Source organism: Prolixibacter sp. NT017 (assembly GCF_009617875.1).
Classification (GTDB): Bacteria; Bacteroidota; Bacteroidia; order Bacteroidales; family Prolixibacteraceae; genus Prolixibacter.
In genome coordinates this window covers 4,985,094-5,004,811 of the sequence record NZ_BLAV01000001.1, presented here as the reverse complement: position 1 = coordinate 5,004,811, position 19,718 = coordinate 4,985,094, and the positions used below count along the sequence as shown (strand labels likewise).

Sequence of the window (19,718 nt, the reverse complement as noted above, 5' to 3'; positions counted from 1 at the left end):
CTACAGATTAAACGTGAGTGACACAGACGGTGAATATCCTAACAGAGCATGGTGTGACACGGCCAGATCGGTTTGCAGAAAATTCCACCGGTAACCGAACCCGGCAGCATAACGCACCGGTTTGCCGGAAAGTCCTCCCCGCAGCGAGAAATGCTCGTGAGGTTGATAATCGAAACCACCGTGTAGTTTGTAATTCCCTTCCATATCGCCGGAAATTCCCAGGTAAGTTTTCAGCTTATCACCCAACGGAAATCCAGCTCCAACTTTGAGTGCAACAGGTATGGAACGTTGATTGAAGTTGGACTGTATGCCGGCACCAAACGGATTGAACAAATGAATGCCCAGCGTTTGCTTGCCCGGAAATTCATAACGAGCCCCCATCTCGAAAAGGAAGGTTCCTCTGGCTGTTCCGTTTTCCGGAAAATCCATCATGTAGTAACTGAATTGCAACCCGCTCGATAACCGTGGTCCCAATCTTTTAGCAAATGCCAAACCAAACCGGCTTTCGTGGTAACCGGTCATTCCTGTCTGCCAAACGCTCAATGCGAACGTACTTGTTTTGAGAGGCAAACAAACCGCACCCGACATTTCGGTAAAATCGTTCGTCAAATAAAGTTGCTGGTAATGCACCGCTGCCGATACGCTTTCCAATTCCGCTAATCCGGCCTGGTTGTAAAATGCTGCAAAGGGAGTTTCTAAAGTGACAGAGGCGCCACCAACTGAAATGGAATAACTGTCTGAGTCCAAAAGATCGGTCTGAGCGAACAATGGTGTGGTCGAGAGAAGAAAGAAGCAGACAAAAAGGTTAAATGTCAGGTTAGTGGTTTGATGCATTCCAATTTCGTCAACTAAAAACGGGTGAAAAAAGGCCGGTGGTTGCATAACAACCATCGGCCCCCTGAAAAACTATGAATAAGTTACGAAAAAATGAGGAATGAAACCTAATGTTTAATTCGTTTTATACTGGTACTTCACGGTAGCCAGTTCCTCATTTGCTTTCACAATTTTCTTTTTCAAATCGTTTTTAAACGCTTTGAAACTTTCCGCCAGTTCAGCATCGCCGGTAGCCATTATCTGAACAGCCAAAATCGCAGCATTGCGGGCTCCGTTCACAGCCACGGTTGCCACAGGAATACCCGGAGGCATTTGCACGATAGACAGAATGGAATCCCAACCGTCGAGGCTGGCTTTAATCGGTACTCCGATAACCGGCAGCGTGGTCATCGCAGCGATAACACCCGGCAAATGGGCAGCCATTCCGGCAGCAGCAATAATTACTTTAATTCCCCGGTCGGCGGCATTGGTAGCAAATTTTTCCACTTCTTCCGGTGTACGGTGAGCCGAAAGCGCGTTCATTTCGAAAGGAATTCCGAATTCATCCAGAATCTTGGCAGCCCCTTCCATTACTGGTAAATCGGAGGTGCTACCCATAATGATACTAACCTTTGGTTCCATCATTTTACTATTTATTGGTTGATTAATACAATTCATAAATTGACCGGATAAAAATAACACCAAAAAATAGAAATGCATTAAAAATCTCTCACTTACTCACCGCAAATATCCGTTACTAACGAAAAGATTTGATTATCTTTGTCCGGAAATTTCAAGCTTGTATTAAGGAGTTCTGAGGTTTGTTTATCCGGCCCTGGCGATTTGCCCGGGTTCTGTTTTTTCCGGCCGGTTTTTGGAAGAATGACTTGTCATATTTTTTTCAAATTCAACTCAATAACTGTCCAATCAAAAAGAACTCACCGGATGAAGCAATGGGGAAATCCTGATACCTAAAAAGGTTAACTGTAAGAAGAATGAAACGGATTAAGCTCTGGGACAAAGAATTTGAAATTTCCATACCTGAGGGGAAAATTCAAGAGGCCATCCAAAAAATGGCCGACCAAATGAAAAGCGAACTGGAAGGGAAAGAAGTAATTTTCCTCTGTATTCTGAACGGCTCCTTTATTTTCTCAGCTGACCTGATGAAGAAACTGGAGTTGTTGGACGCTCAAATCACGTTCCTCAAGCTGGCCTCTTATTCAGGCACCCAATCAACGGGCAATTTGAAAGAATTGATTGGACTGAATGAAGATTTGCAAGGCCGCAACGTAGTGATACTTGAGGACATTGTTGACAGTGGTTTTACCATTACCGATGTAGTGCGCCAGGTAAAAGAAAAAGGAGCTGCTGATGTAAAAGTGGCTACATTGCTCTTTAAACCCGACGCGCTGAAAACCGAAGCAAAGTTGGATTACGTTGGGCTGGAAATCCCCAACGACTTCATCGTAGGTTATGGTCTTGATTACGACGGGCGAGGCCGTAACCTGAAGGACATTTACACATTAGTACCTGACTAAAAATAGTAACTTGTAAGCCGATGGGCCTGACTTCCGGAAACCAAAACATCAATTAGATAAAAAGGATATGCTTAACTTAGTTCTTTTTGGACCCCCCGGAGCGGGAAAAGGTACGCAGGCTGAATTTCTGGAAAAAAACTTCAACCTGATTCACATTTCCACGGGAGATCTGTTGCGCTCTGAAATTGCTGCCAAAACCGAACTCGGCATCGAAGCAAAGAAAAACATTGACAAGGGAGAATTGGTGCCCGATTCTGTGGTTGTCGACATGATTAAAGCAAAGCTGAATGCCCATCCTGCGGCACACGGATTTATATTCGATGGCTTTCCCCGGACAGTAGCCCAGGCAAAGGCGCTCGACCGGCTGCTGGAAGAGCATGGCACCGATTTGTCTGCCATGCTTTGTCTGAAAGTAGAAACCCAGGAACTGATTGACCGGCTGCTGAACAGAGGCTTGACCTCCGGTCGTTCTGATGATCAGGATCGGTCGATCATCGAAAACCGGATTTCTGTGTATGAACACAAAACGGCACCGCTGATTGAATACTACAAAGCACAGGACAAATATGTTCCGGTGGAAGGCATGGGAACGATTGAGCAAATTGCCGACCGGCTGGTAAAGTCAGTTGAAGCGCTTTAACGAGAAACGAAAAACACCAAAAGGAAGGCCGCTTTCGAAAAGGAAGGCGGCCTTCTTTAGTTTTCAGGAAAACATTTTTCCTTTCTCGTGATACAAAGCGTAAATGCTTTTCGCATTGTCAAATTAAGGGTGTAATTTTGTGCCCTCAACAGAGATTGAATATGGCAGGATCGAACTTCGTAGATTACGTTAAAATATTTTGCCGCTCAGGAAAAGGCGGTGCAGGTTCCAGTCACATGCGGCGGGAAAAATTTGTGCCCAAAGGCGGGCCCGATGGTGGCGATGGAGGCCGTGGCGGTCACGTGATTGTGCGTGGAAATGCACAGATGTGGACCTTGCTGCACCTGAAGTTTCAGAAACATATTTTTGCCGGCCACGGCGAATCGGGTGGCAGACAAACCAGTACGGGCAAAGACGGAGATGATGTCATCGTCGAAGTGCCGCTGGGAACGGTTGCCAAAGATGCCGAAACCGGTGAAGTGTTGTTTGAAATTACCAAAAACGGCGAAACGGGCTTCCTGGCTAAAGGTGGTCGCGGCGGATTGGGAAACGTGCATTTCAAATCGTCGACCAACCAAACGCCGAGGTATTCACAACCCGGAGAAGATTACGAAGAACACTGGCGTATCCTGGAATTGAAAGTGCTGGCCGACGTTGGGTTGGTAGGTTTCCCCAGCGCCGGAAAATCGACCTTGTTATCTGTCGTTTCGGCTGCCAAGCCAGAAATTGCCGAGTACCCGTTTACCACGCTGGTTCCCAATCTCGGCATTGTCGGCTACCGCGATAACCAATCGTTTGTGATGGCTGATATTCCCGGAATCATCGAAGGCGCCCACGAAGGGAAAGGCCTCGGACTTCGGTTCCTGCGCCATATCGAACGGAACTCCATGCTGTTGTTCATGGTTCCGGCCGACAGCGATGATCACCGGAAGGAATATGGCATCCTGATGAACGAGCTGGAAAAATACAATCCCGAATTACTGGATAAGGAGCGCTTCCTGGTCATTTCCAAGAGCGACATGCTCGACGAACAGTTGATGGAAGAGATTGGTCATGAACTGGAGGGAATCCCACACCTGTTTATCTCTTCGGTTACCGGAATGGGTATTATGGAACTGAAAGACCAGATCTGGAAAACACTGAACGACTATTAAGTCGGAATACAAGCATTGCAAAAACCGCGATTCTTCGTATTTTGGAGCAGATTCAAGATAACAAGTCCCCCTTTATAACGAATGTTACAAAGAAATTCACATGGGTATTATTGAAACGCTTAACCAATGGGACACGGAGTTATTCCTCTACCTCAACAGCTTTCACAACAGCTTTTGGGATTACACCATGACCCTTTTTACCCGGACGGAAATGTGGCTGCTTTTTTACCTGGTCATATTTATCACCATCATCCGGAAATACAAAAGAAAGTCACTGCTGGTATTTTTGGTCATCACGCTGTTGATTATTCTGGCCGACCAGGGGTCCGGGATTTTGAAGCACGGCATCGAGCGACTAAGGCCCTCGCATGATCCCTATGTGGCTCCACTGGCTCACAACTTCTTTAAAAAGGGAGGTTTGTACGGATTTGTATCGGCGCATGCCGCCAATTCCTTTGGCTTCGCTATCTTCTCTGTCCTGTTGTTCCGTAACCGGCTCTTCTCCTTTTTTATGATTACATGGTCACTCCTCATTGCTTCCACCCGCATTTACCTGGGCGTTCATTATCCCGGCGATATTTTGGGCGGGATGATCCTGGGCAGCCTCATCGGCTGGGGAATGTACCGATTGCTGTTATTTTTGGAAGTATTTATGCGGCCGCGCAAGCCGGAATTCATTATTCCGTTGGAGAATAAACGGGTGTACAACATCATCCTGGCGGCCTTCGTGGTGATTGGGTTCTCGATGCTGGTTGTTAACTTTTTCCTCAAACACCACATGTTCGCCTAATGAGTCAATCCGCCGAAAAGATTTACCAGGAGAGACAACAGAAGTTTGAACAGGAACTGACCGTAACCAACAAATGGTTGCGGTTGCTGTCGTTTCTTCGTTTGATTGTTTTTATGGGCGGTTTGATTCTGCTCTACCAACTCCGGATGGCGTCGCCTTTGCTCATCGTCGGGCTGGCCATTGTGCTCATCGGCGCCTTTCTTTTCCTGATGAAACGATACTCCGAACTTTCGGAGGTTAAGCAAATGCAGGAGAATTACATCGAAGTCAACCGCAACGAATTGAAAGCGCTTGGTTTTGATTTTTCGCCGTTCGGGCCGGGCAACGAGTACAAACAATCCGAGCATCCCTATTCTTTTGATCTGGACCTCTTCGGTGAATTTTCCCTCTTCCGCATGTTGAACCGGACGACCACTTCGGTGGGAAGCCGGCGACTGGCCAGCTGGCTCCAGAACATGATGCTTTCGCCGGAAAAAATCAAAGCGCGGCAGGAAGCGGTCAAGGAGCTGACCGAGAAACTATCGTGGCGACAGACCTTTTCGGCCAGTGCCATGCTCTATCACGAAGATGATGCGCACATCGAGACCATCAAAAACTGGAAGGATATCGAGGTGAAGTTCCCGGGCGAAACGTTTTTCCGGATAGCCGGCATCGTTGTTCCCTTGCTCACCCTGGTTGCCATCGGGCTGCTCATTGCCGGCGAAATTACCTTCGGCCAGTACATGATTACCTTTTATGTGCAATGGATCCTGTTTGGAATTCGCAGTAAAGTGCTAGCGTTTTTCTTCGACAACTTTGGGAAAAACTCAGCACTCCTAAATAAGTACCGGAAACTCTTCGATTTAATCGAGAACGAAACATTCGCGGCAGAAGAAACACAGGCCATCCGCCAGATGCTCATCACACCGCGAAAGGCAAGCACTGAAATAAAAAGCCTGAACAAGACTATCAAGCTTTTCGAAGCGCGGCTCAACATGATCACGGTGTTTCTGTTTAACTCCATTCTGATGTGGGACATCAACTGCAGCCTGGCGTTGTTGAAATGGCACCGGAAAAATGCCACGTTGCTGCCGCAATGGTTGAAGGCCGCTGAGCAGTTCGATGCGCTGAATAGTCTGGCCAACTTTGCGTACAACCGACCGTCAACGACTTTCCCCGTCCCGGAGAATGACGGCCATGCATTAAATGCCACATTGGTCGGCCACCCGTTGATTCGGGAAACCGAGCGAATAGACAATGATTTTCTGATTGACGGAAACGGTGAGTTCGTCATCATTACCGGGGCCAACATGGCCGGGAAGAGCACCTTCCTGCGCACCGTGGGGGTGAACCTGGTGCTGGCGATGGCCGGAGCGCCCGTCTGCGCGAAAGAGTTCCGCTTTACGCCGATGCCGCTTTACAGCCACATGCGCACCGACGACGACCTGGGACGGCACGAGTCGTACTTTTTTGCCGAGCTGAAAAAACTGAAAGTTATCCTGGAAGCCCTGAAAGAGAAAGGAAAAATCTTCATCATCCTGGATGAAATCCTGCGGGGAACCAACTCCGAAGACAAACTCAGCGGCTCCATACAATACCTTGAACAGTTGATCCTCAACGGAGGAATGGGCATCATCGCCACGCACGATTTGAAGCTGACCGAGTTGCACGAGAAGCACCCCAAAACGTTGCGCAACCAATGCTTCGAGGTGAACCTTTCTTCCGAAGGACTCACCTTCGACTACAAGCTGTACGAGGGTGTGACCCGCACCATGAACGCGACCTTCCTGATGCGGCAGATGGGCATTATTCCCGGAAACGGCCAGTCATAAAAGCGAGACCACTACGCCTCGCCTTTCTCTATTTTCTCTTTGATCAGTTGCTCCACCTCGTCGAGTTGTTCGAGCGGGATGGAATTGAGCATCCGGGTGAGGTCGATGACTTTATCGGAGCGTTTTATTTTGTTGAGCGGATGCTCCGAATCGACCTGCGTGTTTTTGTCGGGCGTCCACTCGTAGAAATCGTTGGGTGTGCAGCGCAGGAGCACGCAGAGCCGTTCGATTTCGCGAAGGTTGAGCCGGGCCACCTTGTTCTTTTTAACCCGTGTGGCAAAATTATCGGAGAAGCCCGCATTTTTCAGATAAGTGAACGGCCGGACGATACCTCTTGCCTTAAAAATCCGTTCGAAGTTGTAGATTAGCATGGGTTCGGTTTTGAATGACCTATACAAGTTAGGCGATTTACTCCTTATTTGAAAAATAAAACACTTTTTTCTGTCCTGCTATTCGTTTCCACAACTTTACTTACCGTGGATATTATATTTTTCTTCGTGCTTCTATGATTTCAATACGTGCTTATTGTATTGCTACCCGTCCTTATTATTCCTCTGATCGTTCTTATTAGTTAACTTACTCTCTTTATTACATAGTTTGTCGTGTTTTCTCAGTTGCAGATGGTTGGATGGCAAGGTTTGTGGCTAGGATGTGAACTGGGGATGCGGGTGAGAGTGACGGTAAATTAAACTTTGCTGCGGATTACGTATAATACTAAAACCTTAATGAAAAATATACGCGATCCTTCTAGTCTTTATAAGTCAAGATATTTGTTTTCTTTCTTTGCTCTTTGAATACTCCTGGAATTCCGAATTACTGCTGTTATTGTGAATACTGGCACATAATAATAATATTTTGCAACTCCAGTAATTATCAAAATCAGATCTAATGCAAGGTTAAAAGCTCCTGCCCAAAACCGATCATCTTTTTCTTTAAATCCATGATCCCTCTTTAAAACAATAATTAGAGAGTTCAGATAAATACGATTTAATTCAACGATGTCCTTTTTCTGCAAAGTATCGTCTTGCGCTAAAACCTCAACAAATTTCAAAATTTGTTTTTTATACTCTCTGTATCTTGATTTCGGTTTCAGGTTGTTAATGTAATTTCCGGCATCAACAAGAGTGTCAATATTTATAAAATTCAGGTACATTTCAGGAGCAGATTTTTTGTATATGCTAATGCTATCCTGAAGTTCATTCAAAAAGTTATTATCAATATTTTCCTTATCTGTTTTCAATTATTGTTCAAATCAATTTCTGTATTAACCTTTCAGATTATTCTCATTAAATAACCGCTAACTTGAGTTTATATGTTCCCTTCGGAAGTAATAGTTTTTTAAGGATTCATCCCGTGTCCATCCATCCCGTACTTCACGCGATTGAAATTAGCGTTTTTTATCGTTAATCAAAAGGTGGGAATATTAGCCCCACTCCCGGCCTCTCCCCAAATTGGGGAGAGGAGTCAGGCCGGAGCGTTGAATTTCTTCGCTTGACAACTTCAGCATTTTAGGGTAGTGGGGGACAAATTGTACCCCTGTTGGACTTGGGAATTTTCCCCGAGAGGCCGGAGCTTGAACAGAACTTAAATTTTCATTGAAATATTCCTTTGGGCAGAAGGACACCAGTGCACAGTTCCAACGATAAAGCGTCATGCAGAATTAGGCTAAAGCCACTCTCTCTTCGATCATCAACCCACCGACGAATCCCAATTTATATCGTGGAGGCGGCAATTAAATCCAATTTCAGTGGTGCGCCCGGGCTGTTCGGATACGGCAAATGGGGAATTATTGCCGGAAAGGGGATTTGAGTTTACGCCAGCTCTATCACGGTAATTTCGGGGGGCATGCCAATACGGCCCGGGAAGCCGTGGTAGCCAAATCCGCGGTTAACGTACAGGTATTGCTTATTGTGGCGGTACAGTCCGCCCCAGCGCGGGTACTTGTATTGTATGGGGCTCCATTTGATGCCGGCCCGTTCGATGCCAAACTGCATTCCATGGGTATGTCCCGCAAAAGTGATGTCGATATCGGTACCGGTCAGCACTTCTTCATCCCAGTGTGACGGGTCATGGCTCAATAGGATTTTAAACTGTTCCGGAGCGACGTTCGCCAGCGCCTTGTTCAGATCGCCATGTTGGGGAAACGGAGGCTTGCCCCAGTTTTCGACACCAACCAACGCAATTTCTTCGCCATCGATGGTCAGCTTTTCGGATTCGTTCATCAATAACCGGAAACCTATCTTTTTGTGAAAATTCTTAATGGCTTTCAGGTTCTTCTCTTTGGCTGCGGGGGTTTCCCATTCGGAGTAGTCGCCGTAATCGTGGTTCCCCAGAATGGAGTATTTGCCGTATTTGGCTTTCATTTTAGACAATACCGGCGCCCAGCCATCGGTTTCTTCGGCAAAGTTATTCACCAAATCGCCGGTAAAGAAAATCAGATCGGGCTCCTGCTCATTGATCATCTCCACCGCTTTGGCAATTTGTTCGTATTTCCGCCTAAAACTCCCCAGGTGCATATCCGATATCTGAACAATCTTCAATCCGCGAAACGATTCCGGAAGATTTTTAAAACGAATTTTTTCGTGCATCACCCGGTACTTGAATTTTCCCTTGGTTACTCCGTACAGAACGGACGCCACCGGAATGGCGGCTACAAAAAAGCTCATTTGGTATAACAAAACTGAACCCAGCATTCTTCTCCTCTTCTCACTTCATTACATGGCGGTACGCGCTTCTTCTCTCTGCATGAACATCGTACGACGCAAAATCTGCCTGCGAAAATAGATGTTTCCGACAAGTTAACGTGTTAAAATCCAATAAAAACTAAAAAAAATACGATTCGGAGTTGTCTGCTGCATTGTATTGCTCATCAGCAAACGGATTGGAACATAATTCTGAGTGTGCATGATAGCTTACTCTTTCATGTTCAACTTTTTCTTTTGTTCATGTTTCATGAACACGGACAGATAATGAACAAATAACCTATTTATGTCCAGGTAAAAGAGGAAAAGCGGTAGAATGAATGGTAAACTTTCTGAAAAGGAGACCTCTGACATTATTGCACTTACAACCATCAAAAGAAATTAAATGATGGTATCCCCACCGCTTTTACAACATACTTTGAGATGAATTTTCTTCTATAATCTACCGTTATTTCTTCTTCTTTTTTGGTTTGGGCATCGGCAGTTCTTTTACTGTAATCCGAACCAATTCGCTCAACCACGCCCGGTCCTCAAGTTTGTCTTCAATCAGGAAACTCGGCTTTGCCCCCTCGTATGGAGGAGCCTCCACCACATTGCCAATAAATTCGCGTCCTGCGTTGGTCGGCTTAATGAATAGCTTATTATCGCAAATTACTCCAAAGAATTTTCCATCGGCGTAAATGCCATATTCGCCAAACATTTTCCGGGCCGTTATTTCTCCGGCCTTTTCAATCTGTTCGATGACGAAGTCCACAAATTCCTGCTTGGATGCCATGGTGTTTAATTGTTAGGTGTTCACTTCTGATTTCCTGCCTTCCGGCCACTGAAATTAGTGCTTTTTATCGTTAATTAAAAAATGGGTTTGAAACCCCACACCCAGCCTCTCCCCAATTGGGCAGAGGAGTTTAGCCGGAGCACTAAACAAAGCTGACAGCCTCAAACTGAGCGGATCGAACCCACAATGTGTATGGGAGCTTTAACGTGACTTTAAGCCGCCTCTCTGAAGTAGTAAAAACATATCGGGTTACACTGGTATCGTTCTAAATCTCACAGAGCAGCTTTGGGGAGCGCCTCTCTCCAACGAACCGGAGAAGAATCCTCTTAAAACATAATATTAACAGTCCTGTCAATCGATTCCTATCGGGCTGAATATCTGTTTGAAATCATCGTCAAAAAAGGCGGATATAAACCGTTTATTAACCGCAGATTGTTTATTTCAAGCGAATCGGAGTTTCTTAATCGCACCTTAATTTCGTTATATTTGTCCAAAATCGATCGAAAATGACACCAACGTATTCAGAAGATTCCATCCGTACACTGGACTGGAAAGAGCACATCCGGAAACGACCAGGGATGTATATCGGGAAGCTGGGCGACGGCTCGTCTCCCGATGACGGGATTTATGTGCTTTTGAAGGAAGTCATCGATAACTCCATCGATGAGTTCATGATGGGTTTTGGAAAGAAAATCGACGTGGAAGTGAGCGACGAGCTTGTTTCTGTGCGTGACTTCGGACGCGGGATTCCGCTGGGAAAACTGGTGGAAGTGGCTTCCAAAATGAACACAGGTGCCAAGTACGACTCCAAGGTATTCAAGAAATCGGTCGGATTGAATGGAGTCGGTATCAAGGCTGTAAATGCGCTGGCGACCAACTTTACCATCAGCGCTTTCCGCGACGGAAAAGGGAAACAGGTTATTTTTGAAAAGGGAGAGTTAGTGGAAGAGATTGATATCGCTTCGACCAACGAGCCCAATGGTACGCTAACGAGCTTTGTGCCGGACGGAGACATCTTTAAGGAATTCCATTTCATTGAAGACTTCGTTGTAAGCATGCTCAAGAACTACGTGTTCCTGAATGCCGGCCTGACCATTAACTTCAATGGCGAGAAATACCTTTCCAAAAACGGTTTGCTCGACCTGTTGGAAGAGAACCTCGACCAGCCATCGCTTTATCCCATCATCCACCTGAAGGATGAAGACATCGAACTGGCGATCACGCACGGAAACCAGTACGGCGAAGATTATTACTCTTTTGTGAACGGACAGCATACCACGCAGGGCGGAACGCACCTGGCTGCCTTCCGGGAATCCATCGTGAAGACCGTCCGTGATTTTTACAAGAAAGATTTTGACGCCTCCGATATACGCGCCTCTATTGTGGCAGCGATCAGCATCAAGGTAGAGGAACCGGTTTTCGAATCGCAAACGAAAACCAAACTGGGGTCAAAAGACATTGGCCCGAACGGACCTTCGGTGCGGAACTTCATCATTAATTTCGTACAGAAAGAGCTGGACAATTACCTTCATAAAAATTCGGAAACAGCCGAGGTATTACTTCGCCGCATCCAGGAATCGGAACGGGAGCGGAAAGCCATTTCGGGCGTTAAAAAGCTGGCCAAGCAACGGGCAAAGAAAGCGAGCCTGCACAACAAAAAACTGCGCGACTGCCGCGTTCATTACAACTCGAACGACGAGCGGAAGAACGATACCAGCATATTCATCACCGAGGGTGATTCGGCCAGTGGTTCCATCACCAAATCGCGCGATGTGAATACGCAGGCGGTCTTCAGCTTACGCGGAAAACCTCTCAACTCATTCGGGTTAACCAAAAAAGTGGTATACGAAAACGAGGAGTTCAACCTACTGCAGGCAGCACTGAATATTGAAGAGGGAATTGATGAACTGCGTTACAACAAGGTCATCATCGCAACAGATGCCGACGTGGACGGAATGCACATCCGGCTGTTGCTGATTACCTTCTTCCTGCAATTCTTCCCGGAGTTGATTAAGAAAGGACACTTGTATATTCTGCAAACACCCCTTTTCCGGGTACGGAATAAAAAAGTTACGTATTATTGCTACTCGGACCAGGAAAGAGAAGCTGCGATTAAGAAGCTAAAAAATACAGCGGAAATCACCCGCTTCAAAGGTTTAGGTGAGATTTCGCCGGATGAGTTCAAGAACTTTATCGGCGACGACATTCGCCTGGAACCGGTGATACTAAACAAACACGAATCGATTTCCGACATGCTTTCTTTCTACATGGGGAAAAACACGCCCGAACGACAGGAGTTCATTATCGACAACCTCTATGTTGAAAAGGACGAGATAGAAGTAGAAGTTTAACGTAGAAGCAAAACGGACAATTAATTCAACCCTAAACGATTTAGACCATAGATGAGTATAGAGGAAGACAAGTTGCCAACCGGTGAGCCGGAAGATGACAGCGCAAAAGATTCCAAAAAAGATATGCACCATGTCAAGTATTTGTCGGGGATGTACGAAAACTGGTTCCTCGATTATGCTTCGTATGTGATTTTGGAAAGGGCTGTGCCGTACGTCGACGACGGGCTGAAACCCGTACAGCGCCGTATTTTGCATGCCATGCGCCAGATGGATGACGGCCGTTACAATAAGGTAGCGAACATCATCGGGCAAACCATGATGTACCACCCGCACGGTGATGCATCGATTGGTGATGCGCTGGTACAGCTTGGACAAAAGGATTTGCTGATTGACACCCAGGGAAACTGGGGAAACACGCTCACGGGCGACGGTGCCGCTGCCCCGCGTTACATCGAGGCGCGCCTGTCGAAATTCGCCCTCGAGGTACTTTTCAATCCCAAAACCACGAACTGGCAACTTTCGTACGACGGTCGTAACCGCGAACCCGTTACCCTTCCGGTGAAATTCCCGCTATTGCTGGCACAGGGCGTAGAAGGAATTGCCGTTGGACTGGCCTCGAAAATATTACCCCACAACTTTGTGGAACTGATCGATGCTTCCATCGCTTACCTGCGCGGCAAGGAGTTTGAACTGTATCCCGATTTCCCATCGGGCGGTTACATGGACACATCGCGTTACAACGATGGTTTGCGTGGCGGTGCTGTCCGGATTCGGGCGAAGATTGAAAAACAGGATAACCGGACACTGGTCATTACCGAAATACCTTACGGGAAAACGACCACATCGGTCATCGAATCCATCATCAAGGCCAACGACAAGGGCAAGATTAAAATCAAGAAGATTGACGACAACACCGCCGACCGCGTGGAGATTCTCGTCCATCTGGCTTCCGGAATCAGTTCCGATAAAACCATCGATGCCCTCTATGCCTTTACCGATTGTGAGATTTCCATCTCGCCGAATGCCTGCATCATTCACGATGACAAGCCGGAATTCCTGACCGTTACCGACATTCTACAACGTTCGGCCAACTCAACCCTCGAGTTGCTGAAACGGGAACTGGAAATAAAGAAGAGTGAGTTGGAAGAGCAGTGGCATTTTGCCTCGCTGGAAAAGATTTTCATCGAAGAACGAATATACAAGGACAAAGAGTTCGAGGAAGCTTCGTCGATGGATGTAGCCGTGAAGCACATCGATAAACGGTTGGATCCGTGGAAGCCCAAACTCAAACGGGACATTACCCGCGACGATATCCTCAAGCTGATGGAAATCCGTATGGCCCGGATTCTGAAGTTCAATTCCGACAAGGCCAACGATCACCTGCTTTCCATCGAGGAAGAAATTGCCAAAGTAGTTGACAACATCGAACACATCGTCGATTATACCGTCGACTGGTTTAAGCGACTGAAGACCAAGTACGGAAAAGGACGGGAGCGCCGGACCGAAATCCGCAGCTTCGAAAATATTGAAGCCTCGAAGGTGGTTGTTGCCAATGAGAAACTGTACATCGACCGCGAAGAAGGTTTCCTGGGAACCGGGCTGAAAAAAGCAGAATATGTTTGCGACTGCTCCGACCTCGATGATGTCATTATCTTCCGTCGCGACGGTAGCTATTATATTACCCACGTTTCGGAAAAAGCATTCATCGGGAAAGATATTCTGCACCTGGCCGTTTTCAAGAAAAACGACAAACGGACCATTTACAACCTGGTATACCGCGATGGCCGGGCCGGCAACACCTACATGAAACGTTTCTTCGTTACCGGGGTGACCCGCGACAAAGAATACAACATGACCAAAGGAACAGCCGGCACCCGAATCCTGTATTTCAGCGCCAATCCAAACGGCGAAGCGGAGGTATTGAAAGTAATGCTCAAGCCAAGGCCCCGTCTGAAGAAGCTGACGCTGGAAATCGACATGGGTGAACTGGCTATCAAAGGGCGGAGCGCCATGGGTAACCTCGTCACCAAGCACGACATTCACAAGGTCAGCCTGAAGGAAAAAGGCACTTCAACGCTGGGCGGACGGAAAATCTGGTTCGATAGCGATGTACTTCGTTTGAATGCTGACGGACGCGGAAAATACCTGGGTGAATTCAGCGGAGAGGACAAGATTCTGGTAATTTCCAAAGAAGGTTATTTCCAGCTCTACTCCTACGATTTAACCAATCACTTCGAGAACAATATCCTGTCCATCGAAAAATACCACGAAGGCAAAGTAGCCTCGGTAGTTTATTGGGACGCCGACCAGAATTACTACTATGTGAAACGGTTTGAAATCGATGACAGCAGCAACAAGCAATGCCGCTTTATTGGCGACAACCTGGATAACAAGCTGGTCAGTATCACCTGGGTCACGTACCCACGGCTGGAGCTAAAATTTGGTGGCGACAGCAAAGAACGGGATGATGAAATCATCGAAGTAGCCGAATTCATCGGCGTGAAATCGTTCAAGGCTAAAGGAAAACGTCTGACCAATTTCACGGTATCGAATATCAAAGAGATTGAACCGGTCATCAAGGATGAGGATGAACACGAGGCGGAAGATGACGATGATGTTCCGATGGAAATCAACCAGCCGGATGACGATGAAGACGACGAAAACCAATTAGATATATCATTCGACAAATAATACGGAAAAACGGAGTTGCCTGTGAAAATTTACCTGATCGGATATATGGGATGCGGAAAATCGACGCTAGGCCGAAAACTGGCCCAGCGTCTGAATCTCTGTTTTATCGATCTGGATAAATACATTGAAGAGCGGAATTTCCGGACGATTCCCACCATATTTGCCGAGGAAGGGGAAGAAGGTTTTCGTTTGTGTGAGAAAAAGGCCCTGGAGGAGATTGCCGATTTTGAAAACCTGGTGGTAGCCACTGGTGGTGGAGCTCCCTGCTTTTTCGAAAACATGGAATTGATGAACCGGACAGGTGCCACGATCTACATCGCTCCACCGACAGAAATTCTGGTTGAACGATTGCTGAAATCAAAAAATGAACGCCCGTTGATTAAAGGAAAATCGCGGGAGGAGCTCACCCGGTTCATCGACGAGAACCTGCAAAAAAGAGCGCCATTTTACGAAAAAGCCTCCCTCATCATCCGGGACAAACACAACCTGGAAGTAGACGATGTGCTTCGGCTCCTCGAGAAACAATAACAAGCTTGACATCAAGAATCCCAAAATAAAAGGTTGCCTTAAACGGGGCAGCCTTTTTTATTGTCCGAAATCGAACACATGTTGTTCTTTAGCGTTCATTTTTTTGACCCTCCCCCTCCTCACAAAAAACACAAAACACATCACAACTCACTACATTACAAACAAATGCATTTTTTGGCACATTTCCTGTTTAAAGCTGGTCAAACGGACAAAAAACAAAAACATTAAAGAATAGGAGATAACGTCATGAAAACACAAGCAAACAACTCAGCAAAAAAGGTCATCGTAACCTTCATGATGGTTCTGACAGTAAGTGTAATGAACATCGCCAACGCTCAGGGAATCTCTGGCTTTGTAGCCATGCTTTCACCGGTAAATGCAATGAACAGTACAAACGTTGAAAAGATGGCGGTCTTACTCAACGAAGAACTGAACGACAACGAATTGAAAGTAGAAGACTGGATGAGCAACGATAACTACTGGAGAGCAAGTGAGCAAGATGAACAACTCGAGGTAGAAGATTGGATGAGCAGTGAAAATTACTGGGGCGTAAAAGAACAAGCTAATTTCTCAGACAGTCCACTAACCGTCGAAAACTGGATGTCATCTGATAACTACTGGACCGGTGGACAACAGGAAAAAGACAACAAGCTGGCTATCGAAAGCTGGATGACTTCCAACGAATACTGGGGAGCGAAATAACAAGAAATTTCCAACGCAAATAATTCATAGTTAGGTTTAGTTAAATTACATTACGCAAAGTTTTTTCATAAGAAAGGCTGCACCGATGGTGCAGCCTTTTATTTGTTTGCCTTTCAGCGAAAGCTATATAACAATATCATCTTCTTTGCTCTCCTGAACAAGAAGTGAGTGCCCGGGCAAAATCAAATTCAGCACAACACCCACCACAGATGCCAGGCCAATTCCGGCCAGCGAGAAGCTACCCCACTGCAGGGTCGCACCGCCCACGCCCAATGTAAGCACCACCGAAACAATCACCTGGTTACGGGTAATGTTCATGTTGGTTTTCGAATCGATTAAGGTTTTAATACCCACTGATGCAATCATTCCGAACAAGAGCAGCATGATGCCCCCCAAAACCGGCTCGGGAATGGTTTTCAGGAATCCGGAAATTTTACCTACAAGTGAGAAAACTATGGCGGTAATAGCGGCAATACGCAGCACCTTAGGATCACCCACTTTGGTTAACGAAACCGCACCCGTTACCTCTGAGTAAGTTGTGTTGGGCGGTCCTCCCATAACGCCGGCGAAGAAAGTGGCGATACCATCTCCCAGCAATGTCCGGTGCAAGCCGGGTTTCTCGATGAAGTTTTTGTTTACGACTCCGCCAATGGCGTACATATCGCCCACATGTTCGATGATAGGTGCAACGGCCACCGGAATCATGAACAATATGGCTCCCCAGCTAAACTCGGGCCGGGTAAATTCGGGCAACGAAAACCAATCGGCTGCCAGTACGGCGGAGTAATCGACAATCCCCAGCATAACAGAGAGAAAATAACCAACTGCCATTCCGATAAAAATCGGAATCAGTTTCATCATTCCCTTGCCAAAGGTAACAATCAGGATGGCCGTTCCCAGGACCACTGCTGCGACCAGCCAGCGTAAGCCAAAAGACGTGGTTTGCAGAATTTCAGCACTTGGCGATTGTATCATATTGATAGCCGTTGGCGCAAGAGAAAGCCCGATAACAATGATTACCGGGCCGACAACTACCGAAGGAAACAGACGCTCGATGAAGCGAACTCCCCTCAGTTTTATCAGCGCGGACATACCGGCATAAACCAATCCGACAGCCATTAATCCTCCAAGTGTTCCGGCCATGCCGTACATTTCGGAAGAGGCAATAATCGGCGCGATAAAAGCGAAGCTACTCCCCAGAAAAACAGGAACGACTCCCCGGGTGATAAGATGAAAGATGAGGGTACCTACTCCGGCGGTAAAAAGCGCGACAGCCGGGTCAATTCCTACGAGAAGTGGAACCAGTACGGTGGCACCAAAAGCGACAAAAAGGAACTGAATCCCCAGTACAGTCCTTTTCCAGCCAGTTAATTGCTGGTGCAAATTGTTTGAAGTCATTGATCAGGTGTTTTGTGTTTAGAATATATGATTAAGCGTTGTCATTATTTTCCGACAATCGGGAGCGCATATCCCGCACATTCAACTGCATATACACCTTTCCCCTGTATTCATTTTCGGTAACCGAATAGCAAATATCGAACGGCAGCGACTGTTTGATCATCTCGTAATGATGCGCCTGTGAAAAGGCGATTCCCGAGAAAACAGAAGACGAACGATTCGCCTCAATCAAATCGAGTTTGATGTGCTCGCTTCCCCGCCCCACCAACCGGCTGGTTCCGTAATCCATCACATCCTCCGTAAGGAATACCGGCATCATGTTATGCGGACCGAACGGTTCGAACTGATTCAGTACACGAAGAAATTTTGGATTCAAATCCGAAAGGCTCACCTTCGCATCAATATCAATCATCGGGACCAGTTTCACTTTTTTCACCGATTCGGTCACAATCTCTTCGAAACGACGGCGAAATTCGGGTACATTTTCGATTTTCATCGACATACCGGCGGCATACATGTGCCCTCCGTACGATTCCAGCAAATCAGAGCAGGCGCCAATAGCTTCATAGAGATCGAATTCTCCTACCGAACGCGCCGAACCGGTCGCCATTCCGTTTGACTCGGTTAGAATAACCGTCGGACGGTAATAGTGCTCAGTCAACCTCGACGCGACAATTCCCACGACACCTTTGTGCCAGTCGCGGTTATAAAGCACCGTCGAATTTAGCTTTTCCCAGCCATCGTTTTGCTGAATCATCTCCAGCGCTTCCTGGGTAATATTTTGGTCGAGTGTTTTGCGTATTTCGTTGTAAGAATTGATTTCCGAGCCCAGTGCTTCCGCCTCTTCTTCGTCCTGTGCCATCAAAATGGCCACCGATTTCTTTCCATGCTCAATACGTCCCGAAGCATTCAATCGCGGGCCGATCCTGAAAACAATGTCATTCACGCGAATCTCGCCTTGCATTCCCGCATATTTGATGAGGGTCTTCAGGCCGACCGAAGGATTGGAATTCAATTTGCGCAGACCGTAGTAAGCCAGCACGCGGTTCTCACCGGTCAGCGGAACGATATCCGAGGCAATACTCACCACAACTAAATCAAGCAGCTCATAAATTACATCTTCGGGGATACCCTGATCACGACAAAAAGCCTGCAGAAATTTGAATCCAACACCACACCCGGATAGCTCTTTGTAAGGATAGTTGCAATCCGGTTGTTTCGGATCGAGTACCGCTACAGCATCCGGAATTTCGTCGTCGGGATTATGGTGATCGCAGATGATAAATTCAACTCCCATCTCCTTCGCCTGGGCAATCTTATCAATCGCCTTAATACCGCAGTCGAGTACCACGACCAGCGAGTACTCATTCTCGGCAGCATATTCAATTCCCCGCTTCGAAATACCGTACCCCTCCATGTACCTATCGGGAATGTAGTAATCCACATTCGTCAGCTTATTCTGCAGGAAGGAATACATGAGCGCAACGGAGGTGGTTCCGTCCACATCATAGTCGCCGTACACCAACACCTTTTCGTCGCTTTGAATGGCCTCAACCAGACGTTTCACCGCCTTGTCCATGTCCTTCATCAAAAACGGGTCGTGTAAATCGGTTAGCCGGGGACGAAAAAAAGAGCGCGCATCCTGGTAGGTTTTGATGTCACGCTGAACCAATAGGTTTGCAATCGCCATGTCGACATTCAAGGCTGCCGATAAGTGCTTCACCTCATTCATGTCGGCCGGCTGTTTTAAGTTCCAGATTTTCTGCATACCCTATGGTCTCCTAACTCGCTTTTCTGCTTAATTTATAAATCTTCCAAAGATACA

General features: G+C 46.8%; 17 protein-coding genes. 9 read left to right on the top strand and 8 right to left on the bottom strand.

Features of this window, described 5'->3' with window-relative positions:
* Positions 1-834, bottom strand: coding sequence for a hypothetical protein (locus GJU87_RS20745; protein ID WP_153641213.1), 834 nt, complete (start codon positions 832-834; stop codon positions 1-3).
* Positions 835-948: 114 nt separating this feature from the next.
* Positions 949-1,455, bottom strand: a complete 507-nt coding sequence (purE, locus tag GJU87_RS20740; RefSeq protein ID WP_106543165.1) for a 5-(carboxyamino)imidazole ribonucleotide mutase — start codon at positions 1,453-1,455, stop codon at positions 949-951.
* 353 nt (positions 1,456-1,808) lie between these two features.
* On the opposite strand from purE, the gene hpt reads away from it, so the two are divergent.
* The 5 genes from hpt to GJU87_RS20715 all read left to right on the top strand — a co-directional run bounded on the left by hpt (position 1,809) and on the right by GJU87_RS20715 (position 6,746).
* On the top strand, positions 1,809-2,351 hold the full coding sequence (hpt, locus tag GJU87_RS20735; protein WP_153641212.1) for a hypoxanthine phosphoribosyltransferase: 543 nt from the start codon (positions 1,809-1,811) through the stop codon (positions 2,349-2,351).
* A gap of 67 nt (positions 2,352-2,418) precedes the next feature.
* Positions 2,419-2,991: an adenylate kinase gene (locus GJU87_RS20730; protein WP_153641211.1), complete on the top strand. Its 573-nt coding sequence runs from the start codon at positions 2,419-2,421 to the stop codon at positions 2,989-2,991.
* A 161-nt stretch (positions 2,992-3,152) separates the two neighbouring features.
* Entirely contained in the window at positions 3,153-4,145 is a 993-nt protein-coding gene (gene obgE / locus GJU87_RS20725) for a GTPase ObgE (protein WP_153641210.1), read from the top strand.
* 100 nt (positions 4,146-4,245) lie between these two features.
* Positions 4,246-4,935 carry a phosphatase PAP2 family protein gene (locus GJU87_RS20720; protein ID WP_106543169.1) on the top strand — a complete coding sequence of 230 codons (690 nt, stop codon included), beginning with the start codon at positions 4,246-4,248 and terminating at the stop codon, positions 4,933-4,935.
* Positions 4,935-6,746 carry a hypothetical protein gene (locus GJU87_RS20715; RefSeq protein WP_153641209.1) on the top strand — a complete coding sequence of 604 codons (1,812 nt, stop codon included), beginning with the start codon at positions 4,935-4,937 and terminating at the stop codon, positions 6,744-6,746. Before GJU87_RS20720 ends, GJU87_RS20715 begins: the two co-directional genes overlap by 1 nt.
* An 11-nt stretch (positions 6,747-6,757) precedes the next feature.
* On the opposite strand, the gene GJU87_RS20710 is transcribed toward GJU87_RS20715, so the two are convergent.
* The 4 genes from GJU87_RS20710 to GJU87_RS20695 form a co-directional block, all read right to left on the bottom strand.
* The gene (locus GJU87_RS20710) at positions 6,758-7,117 is read right to left on the bottom strand and encodes a helix-turn-helix transcriptional regulator (RefSeq protein ID WP_153641208.1); all 360 of its coding nucleotides are present in this window, start codon (positions 7,115-7,117) and stop codon (positions 6,758-6,760) included.
* A 383-nt stretch (positions 7,118-7,500) separates the two neighbouring features.
* On the bottom strand, positions 7,501-7,986 hold the full coding sequence (locus GJU87_RS20705) for a hypothetical protein (RefSeq protein ID WP_153641207.1): 486 nt from the start codon (positions 7,984-7,986) through the stop codon (positions 7,501-7,503).
* A gap of 571 nt (positions 7,987-8,557) precedes the next feature.
* Positions 8,558-9,412 carry a metallophosphoesterase gene (locus GJU87_RS20700; RefSeq protein WP_194831602.1) on the bottom strand — a complete coding sequence of 285 codons (855 nt, stop codon included), beginning with the start codon at positions 9,410-9,412 and terminating at the stop codon, positions 8,558-8,560.
* Between the two features lie 484 nt (positions 9,413-9,896).
* The gene (locus tag GJU87_RS20695; RefSeq protein WP_153641205.1) at positions 9,897-10,223 is read right to left on the bottom strand and encodes a TfoX/Sxy family protein; all 327 of its coding nucleotides are present in this window, start codon (positions 10,221-10,223) and stop codon (positions 9,897-9,899) included.
* 506 nt (positions 10,224-10,729) lie between these two features.
* On the opposite strand from GJU87_RS20695, the gene GJU87_RS20690 reads away from it, so the two are divergent.
* The 4 genes from GJU87_RS20690 (at position 10,730) to GJU87_RS20675 (ending at position 16,495) form a co-directional block, all read left to right on the top strand.
* Positions 10,730-12,574, top strand: a complete 1,845-nt coding sequence (locus GJU87_RS20690) for a DNA topoisomerase IV subunit B (RefSeq protein ID WP_153641204.1) — start codon at positions 10,730-10,732, stop codon at positions 12,572-12,574.
* 51 nt (positions 12,575-12,625) lie between these two features.
* A complete protein-coding gene (locus GJU87_RS20685) occupies positions 12,626-15,265 on the top strand; it encodes a DNA gyrase/topoisomerase IV subunit A (protein ID WP_153641203.1) in 2,640 nt (879 codons plus the stop codon).
* A 21-nt stretch (positions 15,266-15,286) separates the two neighbouring features.
* Positions 15,287-15,793 (top strand): shikimate kinase, encoded by a 507-nt coding sequence (locus GJU87_RS20680; protein WP_153641202.1) that lies wholly within the window; start codon positions 15,287-15,289, stop codon positions 15,791-15,793.
* 246 nt (positions 15,794-16,039) lie between these two features.
* On the top strand, positions 16,040-16,495 hold the full coding sequence (locus GJU87_RS20675; protein ID WP_153641201.1) for a hypothetical protein: 456 nt from the start codon (positions 16,040-16,042) through the stop codon (positions 16,493-16,495).
* Between the two features lie 123 nt (positions 16,496-16,618).
* Here GJU87_RS20675 and GJU87_RS20670 read toward each other — a convergent pair whose 3' ends face one another.
* Entirely contained in the window at positions 16,619-17,893 is a 1,275-nt protein-coding gene (locus GJU87_RS20670) for a uracil-xanthine permease family protein (protein ID WP_153641200.1), read from the bottom strand.
* A gap of 31 nt (positions 17,894-17,924) precedes the next feature.
* Positions 17,925-19,661, bottom strand: coding sequence for a single-stranded-DNA-specific exonuclease RecJ (recJ, locus tag GJU87_RS20665; protein WP_153641199.1), 1,737 nt, complete (start codon positions 19,659-19,661; stop codon positions 17,925-17,927).
* Positions 19,662-19,718: the final 57 nt, after the last annotated feature.

Bases quoted from the DNA above. Each gene is read 5' to 3' on its own strand.
- GJU87_RS20745 (WP_153641213.1), bottom strand. From the start codon at position 834: ATGCATCAAACCACTAACCTGACATTTAACCTTTTTGTCTGCTTCTTT.
- purE (WP_106543165.1), bottom strand. From the start codon at position 1,455: ATGGAACCAAAGGTTAGTATCATTATGGGTAGCACCTCCGATTTACCA.
- hpt (WP_153641212.1), top strand. From the start codon at position 1,809: ATGAAACGGATTAAGCTCTGGGACAAAGAATTTGAAATTTCCATACCT.
- GJU87_RS20730 (WP_153641211.1), top strand. From the start codon at position 2,419: ATGCTTAACTTAGTTCTTTTTGGACCCCCCGGAGCGGGAAAAGGTACG.
- obgE (WP_153641210.1), top strand. From the start codon at position 3,153: ATGGCAGGATCGAACTTCGTAGATTACGTTAAAATATTTTGCCGCTCA.
- GJU87_RS20720 (WP_106543169.1), top strand. From the start codon at position 4,246: ATGGGTATTATTGAAACGCTTAACCAATGGGACACGGAGTTATTCCTC.
- GJU87_RS20715 (WP_153641209.1), top strand. From the start codon at position 4,935: ATGAGTCAATCCGCCGAAAAGATTTACCAGGAGAGACAACAGAAGTTT.
- GJU87_RS20710 (WP_153641208.1), bottom strand. From the start codon at position 7,117: ATGCTAATCTACAACTTCGAACGGATTTTTAAGGCAAGAGGTATCGTC.
- GJU87_RS20700 (WP_194831602.1), bottom strand. From the start codon at position 9,412: ATGAGCTTTTTTGTAGCCGCCATTCCGGTGGCGTCCGTTCTGTACGGA.
- GJU87_RS20695 (WP_153641205.1), bottom strand. From the start codon at position 10,223: ATGGCATCCAAGCAGGAATTTGTGGACTTCGTCATCGAACAGATTGAA.
- GJU87_RS20690 (WP_153641204.1), top strand. From the start codon at position 10,730: ATGACACCAACGTATTCAGAAGATTCCATCCGTACACTGGACTGGAAA.
- GJU87_RS20685 (WP_153641203.1), top strand. From the start codon at position 12,626: ATGAGTATAGAGGAAGACAAGTTGCCAACCGGTGAGCCGGAAGATGAC.
- GJU87_RS20675 (WP_153641201.1), top strand. From the start codon at position 16,040: ATGAAAACACAAGCAAACAACTCAGCAAAAAAGGTCATCGTAACCTTC.
- GJU87_RS20670 (WP_153641200.1), bottom strand. From the start codon at position 17,893: ATGACTTCAAACAATTTGCACCAGCAATTAACTGGCTGGAAAAGGACT.
- recJ (WP_153641199.1), bottom strand. From the start codon at position 19,661: ATGCAGAAAATCTGGAACTTAAAACAGCCGGCCGACATGAATGAGGTG.